This window comes from Spirosoma liriopis (genome assembly GCF_023196085.1).
Taxonomy (GTDB): Bacteria; Bacteroidota; Bacteroidia; order Cytophagales; family Spirosomataceae; genus Spirosoma; species Spirosoma oryzicola.
Genome location: NZ_JALPRF010000002.1, coordinates 274,679 through 297,869, shown reverse-complemented (window position 1 = coordinate 297,869; position 23,191 = coordinate 274,679). Strand labels below are relative to the sequence as shown.

Genomic DNA, 23,191 nt, shown 5'->3' with positions numbered 1-23,191 from the left:
TTCGGACAATACTATTTTGAGAAACCGACACCACACGAGTAATACCATACAGAATAATTATTGATTATTCTGCTCGTTGAATTGGACGCTGTTCAGTTGAATAATGTCGTTGTTTGGCTTATCTCGCTTAACCACAACAATGTAAACATCGTGCTTACCGGTCACGGGCTTATCAAAAATAGCCGTTACTTCGCTGTTCTTTTTCCAATCGCCGGTCGCTTTGTAGGCTGTTCGGCTGACGATGGGCGCAGCGTAAGAATCGAGCCGTACTTCGATTTCGCCATCTTTACTGACCGATGAGTAATCGTACGTGAGCGACTTGATATTCGTCAAATCAATGTCTTTCATCAAAATATAGGCTTTGTGACTTCCGGCACCCAGCCGACTGCCCCAGCGCGGAAACCCAACGTAAGCATCGGCATTGAGCGTTTTTACTTTCGCATTGCGCAACGTGACGATGTCGGTACCCGTAAGCGGTCCAACCACTTTCCCGCCGTTATCGGTGTACGAAGCCACCAACGTGTATTGCCCTCGCGCTTCCTCCGGCTTATGCTCATTCAACGCCAGCGTTCCTTGCAGCGGAACCGTTTTCTGTTTGCGCTCGTCGGTCAGCGAGAAGATGTATTTCACCATTTCCTGAGCATCCTGCACCGGAATCTGCGGGTGAGCACTCATCAGATGGTCTTTACTCCAGTTACCGCCCCCCCCTTCGATAATCTTCCTCGCCAGTCGCTCGACCGATCCGGCCTGCCCTTTGTAACGGGTAGCAACCGCCAGGAAGGTTGGACCCACCGATGGCTTATCGATGGTATGACACGCTTTACAGTCGCTATTGGCAACCAGCGTTTTACCCAGTGACCCATTACCGATAGCGGCTAAGTCCTGATGGCCCTGCTGAGGACCCGCCGTTGGGGCTCCCCCCGGTTGTGCGCTGTAGGCGTAGACTACTTTTATCTTTTTGGGATCAATCTTTTTGTCCTCCTTATCCGTCACTTTTACGGCGTATGCAAACGGCTTATTTTCCCAGTAGAAAGATTTGTTGCCGGGTGTTGTAATAGCAACTTCAGGGCTAGCATTGCCGACTTTGACAACAATGGTGTCCATGCCAACCTGTCCGGTCTGGTCACTTACTTTGAAAATAGCCTTATAAACACCGGGCTGACTGTAGGTATACGTCGCGTTGGGTTGCGTTGCACCAACCGTTTTTCCGTCAAAGAGCCATTGATACGTCAGTTGGTCTTCATCGTCCAGATCGGTACCGCGACCGCTGAATTTTACCCGCAACGGAGCCTGACCGATGGCCTCCCGGATGGCGGGGGCGTTGCGTCCGTCAGACGTCAGGTACGAACGGGCATTCCGCTGCGCTACGGCTACCGAGTCAACGATACCTGCTTTAGCAATAGGTGGCCGGTTGCCCGTGTTGTACTCGATTTTCACCAAACGCGCGTCGTCGTTGTCAGCGCCGTAAACGGAACCGTATTCCAGCATGTACATGACTCCGTCTTTACCGAACGCGAGGTCGATAGGTCGCCGGAAGTCGCCACCAGCGGCCATGAACGGCTCGTTGCGCACGTAGTTTTCGTCTTTATCAAACCGCGCGGCTACAACCCAGTTGCGCATCCAGTCGAAGATAAACAAGGCTCCGTCGTAGTATTCCGGGAATTTCGTTTTTGACGACGAGTTCTTGTCGTAGGTATAAAACTCGCCCGCCATTGCACTGCGTCCGCCCAAGCCTAGTTCGGGAAACTCTTTTGAAGCGGCATACGGATACCAGATCATGGCCGAATTGGTCGGCGGCAGATTTTTCATGCCCGTATTGTTCGGGGAACTGTTAACCGGTGCCTTCGGATCAAATTTCGGACCGGCCTCGTTGGTCGCAAAATTCAGATCGGGATAGGGCTGGCTGTTACCGATGAACAGGGGCCAGCCGTAGTTACCGGGCTTTTTCGCCTGGTTGAATTCGTCATAACCCCGTGGTCCGATGGTACTGTCTTTTCCGGCATCAGGACCAATTTCGCCCCAGTATAGGACCGACGTTTTCGGGTTGACGGCAATGCGGTACGGATTCCGCAGCCCCATCGTGTAGATCTCAGGCAGCGTTTGATCAGTACCTTTCGGGAACAGGTTACCGTCAGGAATCGTGTAGGTACCATCGGCCTGAGGATGAATACGAAGGACTTTACCGCGTAAATCGTTGGTGTTGGCGGCTGACCGCTGGGCATCGAGTGTTAGATGATCGGGACGTTCATCGATGGGCGCGTAGCCGTTCGATGGAAACGGGTTGGTGTTATCGCCCGTTGAGAGAAACAGGTTGCCGTCTTTATCCCAGGCCAGTGAGCCGCCGTGGTGGGCACTAGCTTCAAACTCACCGGGCACTTTCAAGATTACTTTCTCCGAAGCCAGATCAAGCGTATTGTTGGCATTGACTACGAAACGCGACAAATGATAGGTCGGATCTTTATCAGTATCAGGCGAATAATACACGTACAGGTAATGGTTCGTCGCGAAATTTGGGTCAACCGTAACGCCCTGTACACCGAAGCCCTGCTTTGTCGTTACCGCAAACTTGTGCATGATTTTATGCTCGTTGGTGCGGCTGTTGTAAACCGACAGGTTACCGCTGCGTTCGGTAAAGAAAACACGACCGTCGTTGGCCATGGCTAACTCCATCGGCTCGTTGAGGTCATTGACCAGGACCGTTTTTACAAAGCGGTTTTCTTCAGGCATTACCACTGCATACGATTTGCTGTAGTTCAGGGCCTTGCCGTCGCCCATGGCCCATTTCAGGCCACCGAGTACGTGCTGCACAAACAACGGTTCGCTAAAGCTGGCATCTTCGTGGCCACCGCCCGTGTAAAAAGCGCGTCCACCGTCAAACTCATGATACCAGGCAATCGGGTGATTGCTACCGTTTGTTCCTCCGTCGTAGGTGTTCTCGTCCAGATTAGCCAGTACGGTCAGATCGGTGTAGAACGAGCGGTAGTTGTACCACTCATCCGTGCGTTCCCAATGGTCGGGCAGGTGCGCCGTTGACGGATGGTTTTTGTCGGTCACGTCAACCGTCGCTTTCCGAACGTTTGAATTACTCGGATGGCTCGCGAAATACCCACCCACCAGTTTGTTGTACCACGGCCAATCGTATTCGGTATCGGCAGCGGCATGAATACCCATGTAGCCCCCCCCGGCCTGAATGTACCGCTCAAAAGCCGCTTGTTGGGTTTGATTTAATATGTTGCCCGTAGTACTCAGAAAGACAACGGCCTGATACTTTTTCAGGCTATCGTCGTTGAAGTAATTCGCGTTTTTGGTCGTATCGACCAGAAAGTTGTTTTCCCGACCCAGCTTCTGAATAGCCGCAATGCCAAACGGAATGGACGTGTGTTTCCAGCCTTTTGTTTTAGAAAAAACCAACACCCGGCCAGGTGTGGCCCGGCCCGGTTCAGGAACGGCAGACGTAGGTGTTACCGAAGCGTCGGTGGCCGAAACCGAGTTGGCTCCCGTTTGATTGGTAACTTTTTGCGTACTCAGGCACGCGTACAAACTTATGGAAACCCCGGCCGCTCCGAGCAGATGAAGCCAGCGTTTACCAGATGTCGATAAAAAAGACATAACGATTACAGTTAAGCAGCGCTTAGGAAATAGATTGACAGTTAGGTTATTTCAATAAGGCCAAAACCGAAATAAACTACCTAACCGAACAGGCATTACAGTGCAGCTTGTGGAATAAATCGCCTGCGTAGACTACCGTAAAATAATAGGGCCTCTTCTAAAGCTACCGTTTGCTATAAAAAACAACGATATCCTTTCAAGCTCTTTTATTTTGGCCCCGTAATCATACTGATTGCTAGTCATCTATCTACGTTTCAATTCCTCATTACTCGTTCATGAAAACTAAACTGCTTAGCGTTTTTTCTCTGTGCGCTCTTCTGGCAGCAACCAGTTGTCAGGATCACCGGGAGCCACCTGCTTCGGGTCAGTTACCAACTCCTACCACGTTGGCTAGTGGCCTGGGCGCGCCCATCGGTCTGGCGCGTGACGCTAAAGGACAGATCTGGGTTACCGAAGCCGGAGCGGGTCGCGTATCGGTCATCACACCGGACGGCAATAAGTACCCGGTCATCACCGGTTTTTCGGTGACCGTTAGCCCCGAAAACACGCCCGACGGTCTTAACCATCTGGCTTATAAAGACGGTATGCTGTACATTCTGCACGGCGTCGATGACAAGCTGTACAAAGCCGATGTTTCTAATTTTAAGCCGGGCGATCCGGCTATGACGGTTAGCCAACTCAGCAGCGAGCCAATAGGTCAGTTTGTCCTGAATTATAAGTTTAAGGAAGATACCGACGATTCAAACCTGTATAACCTTACGTTCGCGCCCAACGGCGATTTGTACATCACTGACGCAGCAGCCAACGCCATCATTCGGCGGACCCCCAATGGAGCGTTGAGTGTGTTCACAGAACTGGCAAACATTGACAATCCAACCACGGTGGGCCCGCCTAAAATCAACGTTGTACCAACCAGCATTACGTTTGATGGCGATAAGTTTCTGGTAACTACGTTGATTGGTTTTCCTTTCCCTGTGGGCAAGGCTCGAATCTATAAAATCAGTCAGGACGGTAGCGTGGATACGTTCCAGGAAGGCTATACGACAATGGTAGATTTACTGCTAGCACCTGACAAGCGCATTATCACGCTTAGTGTTGGAGAGTTCGGTCCGCAAGGTTTCGCCCAAAATTCAGGAAACATAAAGCAAACCGTCAATGGACAAACGACAACATTACTAACGGGTCTTAATTACCCAACATCGATCATTGCAGGTACTGCCGCTAACACCTATTACGTCAGCAGCCTGATTGACGGTACGGTTAAGAAAATAACGTACTAATCGACCAATTAGCCGACTAACGTGAAGAGGGCCGTATACGATTATACGGCCCTCTTCACGTTAGTACTGTGTCAAACGCGTTCAGCAATTATTTCCGGGTAGAGAACGTATACTCGGTTGTCGTTTTGTACGTCTGGCCGGGTCGTAGTTCGGTTGTCGGAAAAGAAGGCTGGTTAGGCGAGTCGGGATAGTGTTGCGTTTCAAGGCACAGCGCATCCCGCTTTTTGTAGGAAACTCCACCGTGGCCCGGCGCTTTGCTGACCAACATATTGCTCGTGTAAAACTGAACGGCGGGTTCAGTGGTACGCACTTCCATCACCCGTCCGCTGGTTGGTTCATAGACCGTAGCAACTCGCTTCGACGCCGTTTCAGGACCGTTGATCAGCCAGCAATGGTCATAGCCCGACCCGTATTTGATCTGATCATCGTTTGCATCGTTGATCCGCGCACCGATCGGCGTTGGCTTCGTAAAATCGAAAACCGTACCCGCAACAGGCTTTAGTTCGCCCGTTGGAATCAAGGTCTTGTCAACAGGTAGAAACCGGTCGGCATTGAGCGTCACCACGTGGTCGAGAACGTCGCGTTTGACTCCGCCGGTCAGATTGAAATACGTATGATTGGTCAGGTTCACCACGGTTGGTTTATCGGTCGTAGCCTGGTAGTCGATCCGCAACGTATTGTCGTTGGTGAGCGTGTAGGTAACGGCAACCGCCAGATTGCCCGGATAACCTTCTTCGCCATCTTTTGCGGTATACGCCAATTTCAGAGCGGGCTCTTTGCCATCGACTGGCGTAGCAGTCCAGAGTACCTTGTCGAAACCGACTTTACCACCGTGCAGATGGTTACCCATGTTGTTCGTTACGAGCGAATACGTTTTTCCATCGAGCGTAAACTGGCCTTTCGCAATTCGATTTCCGTAGCGCCCCACCAAAGCACCGAAAAACGGGTTGCTTTGTACATAGGGGTCCAGTGAATCGTAACCCAGTGTAACTTCTTCGAATTTGCCATTTTTATCCGGTGTTACCAGCGACACCAGAATTCCTCCATAATTGGTTATCTTGGCGGTCATACCGGCTGCGTTGCGAAGCGTGTATAAATCAGCCGTTTGCCCACTGGGTAACTGACCAAACACTGACTTTTCAATTCCGGCTTTTTGATTCGGGTCAATTGATTCTGGGGAAGAAGATGTCATGGCTAAGCAGCCCATCAGCAGGGCAACAGCTGTAAATTGAAAGACTATTTTCATGGGAAAAGGCAAGGTGATGATAAGATGCGGAGTTCGATCCCGCTCCCCGCTACGTAAAAGCGAATACGCATCAGAAAATAATGTAGCTGATCGATAATCAGATTGATCGCGGTTCCAGCTTACAATTTTCTTTTGGAGCTACATGTCAGCACCCTTGCCCGTAGTAGGCATTCTTGCCGTGCTTGCGTTCATAATGCTTGAGCCGAAGCGTGTCTTTGATGCGTGGCGTATCGGGGTTGATCACCAGTGTCATGTACGCCATACGGGCCACTTCTTCCAGCACGGCAGCATTGTACACTGATTTTTCGGCCGTTTTCCCCCAAGTGAACGGACCGTGATTTTGCAGCAACACCATTTCGACTTCCTTGTGCGACAGCCCCTTTTCCCGGAATACGTCGAAAATCTGGTTCCCCGTTTCGTGTTCGTAGTCGCCCTGAATCATCTCGTCGGTTAGTACCGGGGCGCAGGGGATATCCTGATGCGTGTGGTCGGCGTGGGTCGTGCCGAAGATGGGAATGTCCATACCCGCCTGCGCCCAGGCCACCGCGTAGGTACTGTGGGTGTGCGTGATTCCGCCAATGTCGTCCCAGGTTTTGTACAGCAGCGCGTGCGTTTTCGTATCGGACGAGGGGCGCATGGTTCCGGCGACAATCTTCGCGTCGTAATCGCAGATAACGATGTCTTCGGGTTTGAGCAGCGCGTACGGTACCCCGCTGGGCTTGATCGCAAATACCGCTTTGTCGCGATCGACAGCACTGACGTTACCGAACGTAAACAGCACCAGTCCCAGCTCCGGAAGCTGCATATTAGCCTCGTAGCATTCGTCTTGAAGATTTTTGTACATGATTCAATGCGTGATTGTGTGAATGCGTGCCGCAACGGAGGTTGAATAAGCGAATAATTGCTGGCGCAAAACCAAACACTCGCTCATTAATTCAACCTCCGTTGCGGCACGCATTCATTAATTCTACATTTCTAACACCACCACCGACACCGGGGGCAGGGTTACGGTTAGTTCATCACCAGTGAGTTTGGCACCGGAGAAAGGCGCCGGTTTCACTTTATTCGGCTGAGCGAAGGTGTTGTAGTCCTGCACTTTAGCCGATGTCAGAATACGACCCGACACGCTTTTCGCGTTAATGCCTTTCAGGTTTACTGTGAAGGTCTGGGGCTTACCCGCGTCGATGTTAACCAGCGAAATGTGCGTTTTTCCGGCTTTGTCGCGCGAGGCAGAAACCGACACGGCAGGCATTTTGTACTCACCCACTTTGTAGTCGTCAGCCTTCACGTCGACCGGTAGCATGGTTGCGTCCTGGTGAACATTGTACATTTCCAGCACGTGGTAGGTCGGCGTCAGCAGCATCTTTGGACCGTCGGTCAGGATAACCGCCTGTAGTACGTTGATCGCCTGCGCCAGGTTAGCCATCCGAACCCGTTCAGCATGCTTGTGGAAAATATTGAGCGTAGCTCCCGCCAGTACGGCGTCGCGCATGGTGTTCTGCTGGAAAAGGAACCCCGGATTCGTACCCGGCTCAACGTTGTACCACGCACCCCACTCGTCGACGACCAGCGCGACCTTTTTCTTCGGGTCGTACTTGTCCATGATCTCCGAGTGCTTCTGCACGAACTCATCCATTTTCAGGGCTTCGTTCATGGTGTGGGCGTAGTCGGTTTCGGTGAACTCCGTGGCCGAACCTTTCGCATTTTCACCCCAGCCGAACACCGAGTAATGGTGCATCGCCACGCCTTCGAGCATGTTGCCAGGAATGTTTTTCATCAACGTTTCGGTCCAGTTGTAATCATCCGAACTGGCTCCGGATGCAATGCGGAAGATCTTTTCCTTACCGACCTGCCCGTTCATAAATGTGCTGTACTGGCGGTAGATGTTGGCGTAGTAGTCGGGTTTCATGTTTCCTCCGCAACCCCACGCTTCATTGCCAACGCCCCAATATTTAACGTTCCAGGGTGTTGATCGCCCGTTTTGCTGCCGCAGGGCCGACATAGGGCTATTACTCGGGAAGTTGACGTACTGCACCCATTCGCTGAGGTCCTGCACGGTGCCACTGCCGACGTTACCTGCCAGATACGGCTCGGTGCCCAGCAGTTCGCACATGTTTAGAAAGTCGTGCGTACCAAAGCTGTTATCTTCCGTAACGCCCCCCCACCAGGTGTTCACGATCTTCGGGCGTTTGGCTTTCGGACCAATGCCGTCTTTCCAGTGATACGTATCGGCAAAGCAGCCGCCCGGCCACCGCAGATTCGGAATTTTCATCTTCTTTAATGCGTCGACCACGTCGAGCCGCACCCCGTTTTTGTTCGGGATGGTCTTGTTGTTGTCGCCGACGTAAAAACCGCCGTAGATGCAGCGGCCCAGGTGTTCGGCAAAATGGCCGTAGATATGCCGGTTGATGGTATGCTTGCCTTCATCCCCATTGATCGTCACTTTGTTCTGTGCTAAGCCCACAAGACTCAGCGACGCCAACGCCAGTGTAAGAAATGGTTTTTTCATAAAAATCAGGGTTGTCCTCTGCTCCTTCGTTTCCGTAAAAGCGTGAGCAGAGGACAGGAAAGGGTTATCGATAAGACGCTTCGTTCCAGCGTAATTCGTTCTTTAGCTGCCGTAGGGTTGTGTCCTTGTCAATGACAACTAGCTCGACACCAAAGATTTCGGCAAAATCCTCGATATGTTCGGTCGTCAGGTTTTGGCTGTAGACCGTGTGGTGCGCCCCTCCCGCTAATATCCAGGCCGCACAGCCGGTTTGCATGTCGGGCATGGGTTTCCACAAGGCGCGGGCTACCGGCAATTTGGGCAACGCTTCGGTTACGGCAACCGCTTCGACTTCGTTGACCAGCAAACGGAACCGATTGCCCATGTCGATCAGCGATACGTTGATTGCGGGACCCGCCGGAGCGTTGAACACCAGCCGCACCGGATCGGCTTTGCCGCCAATACCCAACGGATGAATTTCGCAGGACGGTTTACCGTCGGCAATGGACGGGCAGATTTCAAGCATGTGGGAGCCCAGTACCAACGGATTTACCGAATCGAAATGGTAGGTGTAATCTTCCATAAACGAGTTACCGCCCGGTAGACCAGCCGCCATCACTTTTAGCGTACGCACCATCGCCGAGGTTTTCCAGTCGCCCTCGCCCCCGAAACCGTAGCCGTCAGCCATCAACCGCTGCGACGCGATACCAGGTAACTGCGCCATACCGTGCAAATCCTCGAACGTATCGGTGTAGGCGCTAAAGTTTCCGTCTTTCAGGAAAGCCCGCAAGCCTAATTCGATCTTAGCCGCATCGCGCAACGAACTGTATTGCGCACCGCCTTTCAGCAGCGAATCCATCAGCGTGTAGCTATCGGCATACTCTTCCACCAGCCGATCTATGTCCCCGTCCGTTACCTGATTGATCACCGCGACCAGATCCCCGATTCCGTAGGTATTAACCGACATTCCGAAGGTCATTTCGGCCGCTACTTTATCGCCTTCGGTTACGGCTACCTGACGCATGTTATCCCCAAAACGGGCTACCTTCATGGTCTTTAACTCGTAAGCGGCTACGGCCACCCGTGTCCAGGCACCAATCGTTTGTACAACGCTTTCATCCTGCCAGAAACCAACGATTACCTTCCGGTTCAGGCGCATCCGCGATACCATGAACCCAAACTCGCGGTCGCCGTGCGCCGACTGGTTGAGGTTCATAAAATCCATGTCGATGTCGCCCCAGGGAATATCCCGGTTGAACTGGGTATGCAGGTGAAGCAATGGTTTTTTAAGCACCGTCAGTCCCCGAATCCACATTTTAGCGGGCGAAAACGTGTGCATCCAGGTTATGATCCCTACACAATTGGGTGCGACATTGGCCTCCTGACAGATCGCGTAAATTTCGTCCGGTGTTTTAACGACTGGCTTGAAAACGACCCGCACCGGAACAGCCGAAGCTTCATCTAAAAACTTGGCAATAATTTGGGAATGAGTATCTACTTGTCGAAGCGTTTCTTCACCGTACAAGTGTTGACTTCCGGTGACGAACCAGACTTCATAGTGATTCAGATTGAGCATACTGCGCGATTGATTGGGAACTGCTTACTGGTTTATTTTCGACAAAAGCGCCTAGTTGAAGGTACTTCTGGTATAAAGTTTCGTAGGTCGCTACCTGTTCTGGACGGGGCTGGTACTCAGCATCGAAGCCTGAACCCATTGCTTGCTGAGCGGCTTCCATCGTCGGGTGAATACCAGCGGCTACAGCGGCACACATGGCGGCTCCCAGCGCACAGGCCTGATCGGAACTAGCCACCTGAATGGGTTTATTAAGCACATTGGCTAGGGTTTGCATGACAAAGGGTGATTTTTTGGCCACCCCCCCAATTGCAATTACCTTGCTGATCGGAACGCCTTCCTGTAGGAAACGATCGACAATGCTGCGAGAACCGAAGGCCGTCGCTTCGACCAGTGCTTTGAAGATCTTAGGTGCATCCGTTCCAAGGTTCAGGCCAGTAATGGCCGCTTTCAGCGTATGATTGGCATCGGGCGTCCGGCGTCCGTTGATCCAGTCCAGCGCAATCAGATCGTTCGCCGTAACGGGCAACTGCTCGGCCTGTGCCGAAAGATGTGGGATGAGCTGACTGCTCATGGTATCAGCGGCTTCGTCGCCCAGCAGTTCGCGCACCGGGCCGGTAATCAGCCGGGCAAACCACGCGTACACGTCGCCAAAAGCCGATTGACCCGCTTCCAGACCGAGCATTCCCGGCGCAACCGACCCATCGACCTGACCGCAGATGCCGCGAATAAGCCGATGACCGATTTCTTCGTTGGGAGCCATCAGAATATCGCAGGTTGACGTACCAATGATCCGAACAAAAGCGTAAGGCTCGATCTCCGCACCGATAGCGCCCATGTGCGCATCGAAAGCACCAACCCCAACAACAACGTCGGTAGAGAGCCCTAACTTTTGAGCCCATTCAGCCGACAGGTTTCCCATAGACTGGTCGGATGTGTAGGTATCGTGGTAAAGCCGGTCGCGCTGTCCAGCCAGCAAAGGATCGAGCTGGGTAAGAAACTCTTCGGAAGGTAGTCCATCAAACTCACTGTGCCAAAGCGCTTTGTGACCAGCCGCACAACGCGACCGACGAAGCGTGAGTGGATTCGTATTGCCGGTCAGCACTGCCGAAATCCAGTCGCAATGCTCGACCCACGAAAACGCGTGCTGACGAACCGCTTCGTCCACCCGGATCGTTCGCAGCATTTTTGCCCAGAACCACTCCGACGAGTAGATGCCCCCGACATATTTCGTGTAGTCAATATCCCAGTGGTGAGCGAGGTTGTTGATTTCTTCCGCTTCGGCATTGGCGGTATGGTCTTTCCAGAGAATAAACATCCCGTTTGGGTTCTCGGCAAAATCGGGCCGAAGCGCTAGCGGCAACCCTGTTTCATCCACCGGTCCGGGTGTCGAACCTGTCGTATCAATCGAGATACCGACTACGTGCTGTCGTACGTCATCGGATGCGTTAGCCAGTGCGCCCCGGATACTTGCTTCCAGCCCTTCCAGATAATCGAGCGGATGCTGGCGAAACTGCGAAGTAGCGGGATTGCAGTAAAGTCCTTTTTTCCACCGGACATAGTTATGGACATGCGTTCCAACGGCCTGCCCGGTCTGCGTATCGACGATCAGCGCCCTGACCGAGTCGGTGCCAAAATCAACCCCGATAACGTAGGAATTGCTCATAATGGTGATTTGTTACCGCGTCCCGATTTGGGCGCCGGATCATTAAGTAAGGGTTTCATTCAGAAGCGATTTCCGAATAGTGTTTATCTGACACAATACTACAAACTTGTTGTGTTGTATCAATAAAGAATAGAAATTATTTTTTACTCACCAGCTATCGAAACATAGTATATTATTCTGGAAGAATGAGTCGGTTTTAAGATAAAGTCAGTTCGGGAAAGAAGCTAACGTAATCGGTTAGATACCGCTGGTATTTCTCGCTATTCAACCGGTAGAGCTGGCCTTTTTTGGTAGCCGAGTTGGTATCCTTTTCACCCGTACTCTCCAACAAACCCGTCGACATGATTTTCCGACTAAAATTGCGACGGTCGAGTTGGGTTTTGTAGATCGCTTCGTAGAGTTTTTGAAGCTGTGGAATCGTGAATTTTTCTGGTAACAGCTCAAAGCCAATAGCGTGCAAAGCGGCTTTGTAGCGTAACCGTTGCAGCGCCTGTTCAACCATAGCATCGTGGTCAAAGATCAGCTCTGGTTTGTTCGTCAGGCTGATCCAATAGGCGTTATGTGCTTTAATGGCATTAACATCCTGCTGTTCGATGTTGACCAGCGCGTAGTAGATTACGGAGATCGTTCGTTCTACGGGATCTCGGTTTACGGCACCGAAGGTCTGCAACTGCTCCAGATAGTTGTTGGTCAATCCGGTGAGTTCGTACAGAATGCGCTGAGAAGCGGCTTCCAGGTCCTCGGTCTCATTCAAAAATCCGCCCATGAGCGACCACTTACCCTTCTCCGGTTCAAAATTTCGTTTGATCAACAGAAGCTTGATCTCTTCGCCATCGAAGCCGAAGATAATGCAGTCCAGTGCTACCAAAATCCGGTTTGGATGCGTATAATGAATCATGAGCGTTTATCGTGCTGATACGTAATCGGGGTTCAAGCCATAAGTATAGAAAAAGATATGCTGATCCACTAAAAAGTGCGTAAACAAAGAATACCTTCTTTGAAGGCCAAATACGGCCTTAACACGAAATAATATTGTCCTTGGATGCGATTCTGGGCGCTGGCTGCATTTTCTTTGCTCCTGATTACCGTACAGTGAAGCGTTATGCGCTGTACCCGGCATTTTTTGCATCTTATCGTTACTTTTCGTTTACATGAATCGCCGTCATTTTATCCAACAGTCCAGCTTAGTCAGTGCCGGATTACTCGTCAATCAGCCTGCCGTCTGGGCAACCTCAGCGCCCGATTTTCCCGTTGTTCGAACGGCTACCGGTCAGCGGAATTTCAAGAGTGCTGCCGTTGACCAAACAATTGAGCGGATGCACAAAACCATCCGTGATCCTGAACTAGCCTGGCTGTTCGAAAACTGCTTTCCCAACACGCTCGATACTACGGTTCAGTTCAGTAGCCGCGACGGCAAGCCCGATACGTTTGTGATTACCGGTGATATTGACGCTATGTGGTTGCGCGACAGTACGGCGCAGGTCTGGCCTTATTTACCGCTCATCAAGCAGGATAAGCCTTTACAGCAACTCATTGAGGGGGTTATTCGCCGACAGGCCGAGTGCATCCGTCGCGATCCGTATGCCAATGCTTTCTACGCTGATGCGACCAAAGAAGGCGAATGGAAAAAAGACGTTACGGCCATGAAACCCGGCCTCCATGAGCGCAAATGGGAACTGGATTCGCTCTGTTACCCGATCCGGCTGGCTCATCAGTACTGGAAATTGACGGGCGATACGAGTCCCTTCGATGCCAGCTGGCTACAAGCTATGAAGCTGGCCTTGCAAACTTGCCGGGAGCAACAGCGCAAAACAAACCGGGGACCTTATCGATTTAGTCGCACGACGTCCTGGTCAACGGATACGGTTCCGGGCGATGGTTATGGCAATGCATCCCGCCCAATTGGTTTGATCCACAGCATTTTCCGCCCATCGGATGACGCGACGGTTTTCCCGTTCTACGTGCCATCAAACTGGTTTGCGGTGGTTTCCTTCCGGCAATTGGCGACTATGATCGACCAGATGCACAAAAACGAAGCTGCGTTTGCCAACGATTGTCGGGCGCTGTCCAACGAAGTCGAAGGCGCGCTGAAACAGCATGCCATTTACAATCACCCGAAATACGGCAAAATCTACGCGCTGGAAGTGGACGGCTACGGCAACTACCTGCTTCAGGACGATGCCAACGTACCGAACCTGCTGGGCTTACCGTACCTGGGTGCATTTCCTGCCAGCGATCCGATTTACAAAAACACCCGCCGGTTTGTGCTCAGCGCCGACAACCCGTATTTCTTCAAAGGTAAAGCCGCCGAAGGGATCGGTAGCCCGCATACGCTGGTACAAAACATCTGGCCAATGAGTCTGATCATGCGCGGGCTAACATCTACCGACGATGCGGAAATACTGGCGCAGCTTCGTCAGCTCAAGAAAAACCACGCGGGCACAGGTTTCATGCACGAATCGTTCAATCAGGACGACCCGGCTAAATTTACCCGGAAGTGGTTTGCCTGGGCCAACACGCTCTTCGGCGAGTTTGTGTTAAAAGTAGCAGCCGAACGGCCTCATCTGTTGAGCAAGCCGCTGTAATCACGCTATTGCAGGCCGCTCATAGCCATACAATGCATTAAAATACGACCACTGCCCCACTGCTCTTAGTCGGTTCAATAGGGCAGTGGTTCGTCATGTACTGCCCGTTTAAATCCCGGTTTGAATTTGGCTTGCGTGATACGTGGCTCTCTACGTATTTTTATAGCCCGTAACGTAACTTAATTCTTATGATCCGCTTTTTGAACGCTTGTCTGTTTGTATTAGCTATCTGTTGTCCCGTTTTTGCCCAACAGGCGTATGATCTGGAAGCGGGCAAACCCGCCCAATTCAACGGGATCGACTATGGGTTTGAGATCAAGAACGAACGCCACATAAAAATCAGTGGCGAACCGTTCATGCGGTATGAGCTGACGGTCTACGTCACCAACAAAAGCAACTGCACGAAACTGTTTCTTCCCCGGCAGACCGTTTTCGGTCAGGAAAACTTCAACGAACTAGCCGCCTTCGACTGTCTGAACGCGAACGGAAAGCGCCTGACGGCGAAGGGCAGCAAGATTCTGGCTAAACCCTTTACTGTTCCTTATCAGCAAAAAGTTAAAAACGCGGAAGGCAAAGAAGTAACGACCACAACCAACATCCAGGCGGGGTACATTCTGCACAATGGCGAGTCGGTAACCAACATGTTTGTCGCGATAGTACCCGATGGGGAGCGTCCGGCGGTGAAAGTGCGTATTCGGGAGATTACTGAGCTATAGGCTTTTTTCAGGCTAACGAAATCTGCGCCTTCTCAGCCTGACCGATAACGTATTGCCGCGCTTCGTCGTACTCGTCGGCTGTCCGCAGGTGTTCAAGCAGCAACGGCACTTCCTGCGGCAATGCAGTCACGTTGCGCAGGTACGTTACGTAATCCATTTCTCCCCGACCGGGCATGGTTTCCATAAAATGACCGTCTTTTCCATAGACATCTTTCGCGTGTGACGAGACAATCCAGCGGCCCAGAATCCGGAACGTCTCGTTGATCAGGGCCGTGTTGGTATAGTAGCGCGTGGGACTGTTGATGATGTTGGCAATATCGATGTGCGCTCCGAACGCTGGCCGGTCGATTGCCTTGATGAATTTGAGGTAGGATTCGGGTCCATCGGGTAAGCTCCAGCCCATCATTTCGAGCGCGAATTTGGCCCGTTTAGGCTTTACGGCATCAATCACCTTTCGACAATTTTCAACCGTCGCGTCAAAATATTCTTTCGTCAGGTTACGGGCGTCGGGTCCGTCCCAATGCTTAGGATTGTACGAACCAGCAATATTTACGCAGGTCAGCGCACCAACCGCTTCGGCCAGGGCCAGCCGCTCGGTCACGTACGTCAGATTCTTCCGACGTTTTTCGGCATCCTGATCCAGCATATTTACCCAGGCACCAACCTCCGCAATAAGAACATTCTGCTCGGTAAATGCTTTTTGAATCGCCTTGATTTTGTCCGAGTCTTTCAACTCGACCGGGGGAACATAGGCCGAACTGTACCGTAACCGCCGATGCTCACGAGCCAGGATTTCAGGATCATCACTTTTGAGAAAAATGGGGCCACCCAGCCGCAGCGCTTTTTGTGCCTTGCTGAACGCAGGAATTGACGCGGTGAGCAGGCTACCGGATACAACAGCCGATGATAGCAAAAAAGAACGACGTGAAACGGGAGTCATTGGAGATCCTGTAGAAAGTTGGACGAAACAGGACTAAAAGCGTTCTTGGACGGTTCCCCTACTCCATGCCTAGCGTTAACCTTGTTGAAACCTGCTTCATCTATAACGCAATCGGATTCAAAGAATACGGTATGGCGAATGCCTAGCGGTGGTGTCGGCGGGGATGCTCGCGCGGTTCTAAAAACAGTATTGTCCGGAATGTTGGATTTGTCCCAATCTGATACCCTTCTATGGTGGTGTCGGTTTTAAGAAACCGACACCACCGCAAAAGAACACGCATTAACGCCAGAAAATAGGGGTATTTTTTTCAATGTTTACGCTTTAGTTAGCATACTCGAAACGAATCTTTCCTATGCAATCCAACAGACGCACATTCATAAAAAGCCTGTCGGCGGCTTCGGCGCTCATAGCCACGCAAGGGCTGGCGAAACCGTTTGGCGTGGCTCCTGCCTACATCAAGAATCTTAAGAAAATCAGCCCGAACGACAAGATTCGCTTTGCCACCATCGGCATGGGAATACAGGGCAATTTTGATACCCGCGCGGCCCTTCGTAGTCCTGACGTAGAACTGGTGGCGGTAGCTGATTTGTACGACGGTCGGCTGGAGCACGCGAAAACGGCCTACGGGAAAGATAAGGAGCTGTTCACAACCCGCGACTACCGCGAAATTCTGACCCGGCCCGATATTGACGCCGTTCTGGTTGTTACGCCCGATCACTGGCACGATCATATCACCATCGCAGCGCTCAAAGCAGGTAAAAATGTTTACTGCGAAAAACCGATGGTACAGCACCTCAGCGAAGGCAAAGCAGTGATTGATGCTTGGAAGAAATCAGGCAAAACCATGCAGGTAGGCAGTCAGCGCATCAGCAGCGCGGCCTTTCAGGAAGCGAAACGACTCGTCGAAGCGGGTGAAATCGGACAGATCAATTATATCGAGTCGAACAACGACCGGTTCAACGCTATGGGGGCCTGGCAGTATTCCATTCCACCCGATGCGTCTACACAAACCCTCGACTGGGACCGTTTTCTGGGCGACGCGCCGAAGAAAGCGTTTGACCCAAAACGCTTTTTCCGCTGGCGGAACTACCGGGACTACGGCACCGGCGTTGCGGGTGACTTGTTTGTCCACCTCATCACCGGCGTTCACTTCGTTACGAATACCCTCGGTCCAACACGGATCTTCTCATCGGGAAATTTAGCGTACTGGAAAGATGGCCGTGATGTACCAGATGTGATGTCGTGCATTATGGATTATCCGAAAACCGACCAGCACGAAGCGTTTCAGATGGTTTTGCGCGTAAACTTTGCCAACGCCGGTAAGATCAACGACGTAACCCGGATTATCGGTAACGAAGGCCAGATTGAGTTTTCGGAAAACAACCTTATCATGAGCAAGAAGAAACTACCGACGGCTCCCGGCTACGGCGGTTACGATAGCTTCTTTACGTTTACCGAACCCGTGCAGCAGGAGTTTGTCAAGCAGTACGATGCCCAGTACCCGCCCGAAACCCGAAAGGCAGAACCCGTGAAAGAAGTACGATTCGAAGCCCCGAAAGACGACGACCCGCACGCTAAACACTTCGCTAACTTTTTCGAGAATGTACGGCAGGGAAGTCAGGGAACGGTTGAAGATCCCGTGTTTGGTTTCCGGGCAGCCGCGCCGGTACTGGCCTGCAACGAAAGCTATTTCGAACAGAAAGTGATTCATTGGGACCCTGTCACGATGACCCAGAAAAATCCAACGACGACCAAAGTAACGCCCAAAAAGCCAATTGCTTCCTCTAAATCGTCGGGCAAACGATCCTAAGCTACTCGACGTGAACAAGTCGTCCCGACAGAATCTGTTTTGTCAGATCTGTCGGGACGACTTGTTTTTGATTGAGCCCGGCACGGAGCAGTTCGATAAATACTTTCCCGTCTAGAAGCCAGTTCTGGCTTTTGCGAGTTGTACGGTTAGAAGTAATACGTTTATGCAACTTACCATCTCGCCTGAAAATCCACTTGAATGGCTGGCCCTTCGCGCTAACCTTGCCCCTATTCCGCTCCTCCACGTTCAGATTATGCCCGTTTTGGCAAAGGCGGTACTCGAAGCCGCCGATAAAGGTATCTTTGAAGCCGTCAAAGAAGGCCGCAAAACGCTGGACGAACTTACGACAACATTGCATCTGAACCGGAAGGCACTGGGCGAGTTGATGGGTCTGCTGACGGCAATGGGTTACTTTACCTATAAAAATAACCAGTTTTCGCTGACCCGAATGGCCCGACGGTTTACGCTCAAAGATGACCCGTTCTCGGTCTACGGCATGATGATCTTCAACAACCGCGTCGTCTGGGATTGGATGAATCAGTTGGGCAACTACCTGCAAACGGGCGAAGGCATTCAGTACCACGACTCGCTGTCAACCGAGCAGTGGCAGTATTACCAGGAGGCAATGGTCGCAGCGTCAAGCACCGAAGCGCGGGAGTTTGGCCGACGGGCACCCGTTCCGAAAGGAGCCACGTCGATGCTAGACATTGGTGGTTCGCACGGTCAGCATTCGGCAGCCCTTTGCCGTAAACTTCCGGCTTTGACGTCAATCATTCTGGATTTACCGCCGGCTATTGAACAAGCGGCTCCACTGCTCGCCCGGCAAGGCATGGGCAATCGGATAACGTACCGACCGGGTAACGCGCTTACCGACGATTTCGGCGAAAGTGCGTTTGACATTGTGCTTCTGTCAAGTCTGGCGCATCATTTTACTCCTGAACAAAATCAACTCGTCACGGACAAAGTGGCGCGTGCGCTACGGCCCGGCGGGGTATTTATCGTTAATGAATTTATCCGTCCCGAGCTGGGAGCCAAACCGGACTTGATCGGCAGCAGTACCGATTTATTCTACGGTCTGAGCAGCACAGCGGGAAATTACTCCGTCACCGAAATTCAGCAGTGGCAGCAAACCGCCGGTTTGAAAGCGCACAAAGTTATCTCGTACCGCACCATGCCCGGTCGGGTGATGGTAGCCGCCAAAAAGTAAGTTGGCCGGTAGTCCGGTTCGTTCCGTACCTTTGCCGCATAGATTTGATTCAATCCCATGAAATACAAAAAGCACGTTTTTATTTGTGCCAATCAGAAGGCCGCCCCAAAAAAGTCCTGTGGTGAAACTCACGGTAACGAACTCGTTGATGCGTTTAAAGCGGCTCTGGCCCAACGTGGTTTGTTGAAAGAAATGCGCGCGCAGCGGACTGGCTGTCTCGACGCCTGCGCCTTTGGTCCAGCCCTGGTTGTCTATCCGGAAGGTACGTATTACGGCAACGTTCAACTGTCCGACGTTGAAGAAATCGTAGAGAGCGATCTGATAAATAACCAGCCCGTCGAGCGGCTTAAGTTAAATTACTAGCTTCTCGTCCTCCTGCTTTCCGTCCGACAACTTACTTGTTAAACAAGCCATTATCGCTGGAAACGAAAAACCTGTTTCATGTACAAGCACCTGTTCTTCGACCTTGACCACACGCTGTGGGATTTTGACCGTAATTCAGCCGAGTCGATTACTGAATTGTTCGAAACGTTTCGGCTAGTCGATTTAGGTATTCCTTCTGCCGAAGAGTTCAGTCGGCACTTTGTTACGATCAATCGACAGTTGTGGGCCGATTACGACAAGAACCTTATTGAGCATAGCTACATCCGGCAGCACCGCTTTCCGCTGGTTTTTCAGGCTTTGGGGGTCGATGAGTCAGCAGTCCACGCGGACCTCAACACGGAATACCTGCGAATTTTACCCCGCAAGCCGCATTTGCTGGAGTCGGCGCGTGAAGTACTGGATTACCTGAAAGAGAAAGGCTACATCATGCACATCATCACCAACGGTTTCGCCGAAATTCAGGCGATTAAGATGGATAGTGCCGAAATAGCGCATTATTTTACCCATGTCGTCACGAGCGAAAATGCTAACGCGAAGAAGCCGAATCCGCTGGTGTTTCAGTACGCGATGGAAATCAGCGGAACTAATGCGCAGGAGAGCCTGATGATCGGCGATAACTACGAGGCCGATATCATGGGCGCAAAAGGCGTTAATCTGGATACGGTATTTTACAATCCGCAGGGATTACTTGTCGATGATCAACCGACCTACGACATTCGCCACTGGAAAGAACTAATTGCGATTCTGTAAAACGTTTAGCACGTTATGCAACTAAACTCATCAACGGCACTGATAACCGGTGGCGCTTCCGGCCTTGGGGAAGCAACCGCCCGACTGCTGGCCTCGAACGGGGCTAACGTCGTCATCGTCGATCTTAACGAAGAACGTGGCAATGCCTTGGCTGAAGAACTAGGAGCAACCGCCCGCTTTATTAAGGCTAACGTTACCGACGAAGCGGATGTACAAGCGGCTGTCAATCTGGCAGTAGAAGCGTTTGGGGGTTTACACATCAATGTGAACTGTGCGGGGGTCGCCGAAGCTCGTAAAACCGTAGGTAAAGTGGATGGTGTTTACGGAGCGCACTCACTGGCGGCTTTTCAAAAAGTAATTTCCATCAACCTGATCGGCACCTTCAACGTCATCCGGCTGGCGGCTCTGGCGATGGAACACAACGAACCAAGCGGCAGCGACGGCGAGCGGGGGATTATTATCAACACCGCATCGGTAGCGGCTTACGACGGCCAGATCGGTCAGGCGGCTTATTCGGCGTCAAAAGGTGGTATCGTGGGGATGACGTTACCCATCGCGCGTGATCTGGCTCGTTCCGGCATCCGGGTGATGACCATTGCACCCGGTTTGTTCGAGACGCCCTTACTGGCAAGTTTACCCGAAGAAGCGCGCTTATCACTAGGTCAGCAGGTACCGTTTCCGTCGCGGCTTGGCCGACCCGACGAATACGCGTTGCTCGCGAAAAGCATCATCGAAAATCCAATGCTGAACGGTGAAGTGATCCGGCTGGATGGTGCTATCCGAATGGCTCCGAAATAAATGCTACCACTTACTATCTACGACAAAGGCCGATCAAGTGACCGGCCTTTGTCATGAGTACGTTTTGCGAATTAATATCAGCTAACGATCTGGTTATTTTACCGAAATCACTTGTATATCGAAACGGAGTGGCGCGTAGGGAGTGATTTTGTATGAATTTCCACTAATCACACCGGTCGTTCCGTAGCCAACGGTTGAGGGGAACAATATCGTTGCCGTTTCACCAACGCGCAATTTCGACAGCCCTTCTTCAAAGCCTTTTACGTACCGGTTGCCGCCCAGCACCGCGTCGAAATTCTGTCCGGTACTATCAAACGGAGCGGCAGCCCGCAGTTGTCGGCCTACGTATTTTATCGTAACCGTCTGATTAGCGCCAAGGGCCGCTCCAGTTGGGTTCGCTTTGGTTTTGATAACCCGCACTCCTGTCGACGACGAATCACTAACCACCAACTTTCTATCGGCGATGTACTGCCGGATTTGCTGATCTTCGGTACGGGACCGGTTTAGCTGCACGTCGAACCGTACAACCGAGTAAGCAGGCAGGTTTGCGTTAACGGCATTGTTTCCGTAACCCAGATACGACGGAATCAGGAACGTTGCTTTCTCGCCTTCGTGCATCAACCCTACACCCTCCTCCAGACCGGCCAGAATGGATTGAATACCCAGCGGATAATAAACAGGTTTACCACTTACTGTACTGTCAATCAACACATCCTGTAAATTATACGACTTGTACATAAACTCTACTTCTTCCCCAAGCGACGGTAGTTTACCGGTTGTGGGTGAGGTGATGACGTAATACAAACCCGAATTGGTTGTTTTGCCATTCAGGTTTTTAGCTGTGGCGTAGGTTTTGATCTGCTGATCGTTCTCAGCAAATCGTGTGTTCGACGCGTCGATATCCTGTTGGGAGCAAGCGGCTACTCCCCCAATCAGCAATGCACCGCAAATAAGTAATTGAAGCTTACGCATGGAATTAAATAGACAAATAGATACTAACTAGTACGCATAATGACCCCGTAGTGTGGCGTAGCGTTGGGACGGAAGTCAATTTTTTCAATCCAGAACCAGACTTGCCCCTGCTTTTAACGCTTGAAACCGCTCAGAAGGTACATTTTTTTCGGCTAATGCCTTTGCCAGATCACGCACTGGTTCGGCGGCTCCATCATCGGCTAGCGGAAAGGTACCAAAATGAATGGCCACGCTTTGCTGCGACTGAACATCGGTATGGATCTGCACCGCTTCGAACGGTGAACAGTGAATAGGGGCCATAAACCAGGGTGGCTTATACGCGCCAATTGGAATCAGCGCCAGCCGTAACGGACCGAACTGCTTGCCAATATCCTTGAAAAACGTGCCGTACCCGCTGTCTCCCACAAAGTATAACTTACCGGCTACTTTACTATCGATTACGTAACCCGCCCATAGAGTAGCATTTCGGTCGAACAGGCCCCGACCCGAGAAGTGCTGCGCGGGAACACAGTGAATCGCCGTGCTGTCATTGAAGGCAACGGACTGACGCCAATCCATCTCCTGAACATTCCGACAATTTTTTTCTTCCAGAAATGCTTTCAGACCCAGTGGACAGAACACCGTCGGTTTGTCGCGATCACAGAGCTTTTGCACCGTTCCAATATCCAGGTGATCCCAGTGGTTATGGCTCAGCAAAAGTACGTCAATTTTAGGCAGTTCATCAAAACGAATGCCCGGCGGGTTGTTTCGTTTGGGACCCGCAAACTGCACCGGACTTACACGTTCGTAATACACCGGATCGGTCAGTACGTTCAAGCCATCGAACTGAAGCAATACTGTCGAGTGGTTAATGAATGTCACTCGTACCGTCCGGCCTTCAACGCGCGTGGGCGGTGGCGGACCGGGTGGATCATTATGGTAGGCTGGCCAGGGGTCACGGTGGCGGTTGAGCGACCAGGCCAGCACTTCCCGAAAGCCTTTAGCTTTTACCCCATCCAGATTTTGAAATTCATTCCCGTCGAAATGATCACTGATCGGTCCGGAATAGCGAGGTCCCGAAACAGCGTAGCCGATAATCAACGCCACAATAACAACCACCAGAATCAGCACACCCAATCCAAGCAGCACTTTAGACCACATAGCCATCAGCAGAATTCGGTCGATTGG

Annotated in this window: 18 protein-coding genes; 8 read left to right on the top strand and 10 right to left on the bottom strand. The window is 51.7% G+C overall.

The genetic code is table 11. The features are described 5' to 3' along the window. Positions 1–57: 57 nt before the first annotated feature. Positions 58–3,609 (bottom strand): ThuA domain-containing protein, encoded by a 3,552-nt coding sequence (locus M0L20_RS10365; RefSeq protein ID WP_248476847.1) that lies wholly within the window; start codon positions 3,607–3,609, stop codon positions 58–60. A 275-nt stretch (positions 3,610–3,884) separates the two neighbouring features. On the opposite strand from M0L20_RS10365, the gene M0L20_RS10360 reads away from it, so the two are divergent. After that, complete coding sequence (locus M0L20_RS10360; protein WP_232560828.1) at positions 3,885–4,889, top strand: ScyD/ScyE family protein; 1,005 nt, start codon at positions 3,885–3,887, stop codon at positions 4,887–4,889. An 88-nt stretch (positions 4,890–4,977) separates the two neighbouring features. Here the strand turns inward: M0L20_RS10360 and M0L20_RS10355 are convergent, their stop codons facing one another. The 6 genes from M0L20_RS10355 to M0L20_RS10330 all read right to left on the bottom strand — a co-directional run bounded on the left by M0L20_RS10355 (position 4,978) and on the right by M0L20_RS10330 (position 12,760). Further along, positions 4,978–6,135, bottom strand: coding sequence for an aldose epimerase family protein (locus M0L20_RS10355; RefSeq protein ID WP_248476846.1), 1,158 nt, complete (start codon positions 6,133–6,135; stop codon positions 4,978–4,980). A gap of 145 nt (positions 6,136–6,280) precedes the next feature. Continuing rightward, a complete protein-coding gene (locus tag M0L20_RS10350) occupies positions 6,281–6,979 on the bottom strand; it encodes an L-ribulose-5-phosphate 4-epimerase (RefSeq protein WP_232560826.1) in 699 nt (232 codons plus the stop codon). A 123-nt stretch (positions 6,980–7,102) separates the two neighbouring features. Next, the gene (locus tag M0L20_RS10345; protein ID WP_248476845.1) at positions 7,103–8,644 is read right to left on the bottom strand and encodes an alpha-N-arabinofuranosidase; all 1,542 of its coding nucleotides are present in this window, start codon (positions 8,642–8,644) and stop codon (positions 7,103–7,105) included. Positions 8,645–8,708: 64 nt separating this feature from the next. Next, on the bottom strand, positions 8,709–10,199 hold the full coding sequence (gene araA / locus M0L20_RS10340) for an L-arabinose isomerase (protein WP_248476844.1): 1,491 nt from the start codon (positions 10,197–10,199) through the stop codon (positions 8,709–8,711). Then, positions 10,177–11,862 carry a ribulokinase gene (locus M0L20_RS10335; RefSeq protein ID WP_248476843.1) on the bottom strand — a complete coding sequence of 562 codons (1,686 nt, stop codon included), beginning with the start codon at positions 11,860–11,862 and terminating at the stop codon, positions 10,177–10,179. The genes araA and M0L20_RS10335 overlap by 23 nt, the downstream gene beginning before the upstream one ends. Before the next feature lie 196 nt (positions 11,863–12,058). Then, positions 12,059–12,760: an NUDIX hydrolase gene (locus tag M0L20_RS10330; RefSeq protein WP_232560822.1), complete on the bottom strand. Its 702-nt coding sequence runs from the start codon at positions 12,758–12,760 to the stop codon at positions 12,059–12,061. A 253-nt stretch (positions 12,761–13,013) separates the two neighbouring features. On the opposite strand from M0L20_RS10330, the gene M0L20_RS10325 reads away from it, so the two are divergent. Both M0L20_RS10325 and M0L20_RS10320 read left to right on the top strand, forming a co-directional pair. Further along, on the top strand, positions 13,014–14,447 hold the full coding sequence (locus M0L20_RS10325; protein WP_248476842.1) for a glycoside hydrolase family 125 protein: 1,434 nt from the start codon (positions 13,014–13,016) through the stop codon (positions 14,445–14,447). A gap of 188 nt (positions 14,448–14,635) precedes the next feature. After that, entirely contained in the window at positions 14,636–15,163 is a 528-nt protein-coding gene (locus M0L20_RS10320) for an ABC transporter permease (protein ID WP_248476840.1), read from the top strand. A gap of 7 nt (positions 15,164–15,170) precedes the next feature. Here M0L20_RS10320 and M0L20_RS10315 read toward each other — a convergent pair whose 3' ends face one another. Continuing rightward, positions 15,171–16,103, bottom strand: a complete 933-nt coding sequence (locus tag M0L20_RS10315; protein ID WP_248476839.1) for a sugar phosphate isomerase/epimerase family protein — start codon at positions 16,101–16,103, stop codon at positions 15,171–15,173. A gap of 352 nt (positions 16,104–16,455) precedes the next feature. Here M0L20_RS10315 and M0L20_RS10310 point away from each other — a divergent pair, with 352 nt between their 5' ends. The 5 genes from M0L20_RS10310 to M0L20_RS10290 all read left to right on the top strand — a co-directional run bounded on the left by M0L20_RS10310 (position 16,456) and on the right by M0L20_RS10290 (position 21,052). After that, positions 16,456–17,913 carry a Gfo/Idh/MocA family protein gene (locus tag M0L20_RS10310; RefSeq protein ID WP_248476837.1) on the top strand — a complete coding sequence of 486 codons (1,458 nt, stop codon included), beginning with the start codon at positions 16,456–16,458 and terminating at the stop codon, positions 17,911–17,913. Positions 17,914–18,076: 163 nt separating this feature from the next. Next, the gene (locus M0L20_RS10305) at positions 18,077–19,120 is read left to right on the top strand and encodes a class I SAM-dependent methyltransferase (RefSeq protein WP_248476836.1); all 1,044 of its coding nucleotides are present in this window, start codon (positions 18,077–18,079) and stop codon (positions 19,118–19,120) included. A gap of 57 nt (positions 19,121–19,177) precedes the next feature. Then, a complete protein-coding gene (locus tag M0L20_RS10300; RefSeq protein WP_248476835.1) occupies positions 19,178–19,483 on the top strand; it encodes a (2Fe-2S) ferredoxin domain-containing protein in 306 nt (101 codons plus the stop codon). 78 nt (positions 19,484–19,561) lie between these two features. Then, positions 19,562–20,254 carry a YjjG family noncanonical pyrimidine nucleotidase gene (locus tag M0L20_RS10295; RefSeq protein WP_248476834.1) on the top strand — a complete coding sequence of 231 codons (693 nt, stop codon included), beginning with the start codon at positions 19,562–19,564 and terminating at the stop codon, positions 20,252–20,254. A gap of 15 nt (positions 20,255–20,269) precedes the next feature. Then, positions 20,270–21,052, top strand: a complete 783-nt coding sequence (locus M0L20_RS10290) for a 3-hydroxyacyl-CoA dehydrogenase (protein ID WP_248476833.1) — start codon at positions 20,270–20,272, stop codon at positions 21,050–21,052. Positions 21,053–21,145: 93 nt separating this feature from the next. Here the strand turns inward: M0L20_RS10290 and M0L20_RS10285 are convergent, their stop codons facing one another. Next, entirely contained in the window at positions 21,146–22,024 is an 879-nt protein-coding gene (locus tag M0L20_RS10285; protein ID WP_232560813.1) for an FKBP-type peptidyl-prolyl cis-trans isomerase, read from the bottom strand. Positions 22,025–22,108: 84 nt separating this feature from the next. After that, complete coding sequence (locus tag M0L20_RS10280) at positions 22,109–23,170, bottom strand: MBL fold metallo-hydrolase (protein WP_248476832.1); 1,062 nt, start codon at positions 23,168–23,170, stop codon at positions 22,109–22,111. Positions 23,171–23,191 lie beyond the last annotated feature (21 nt).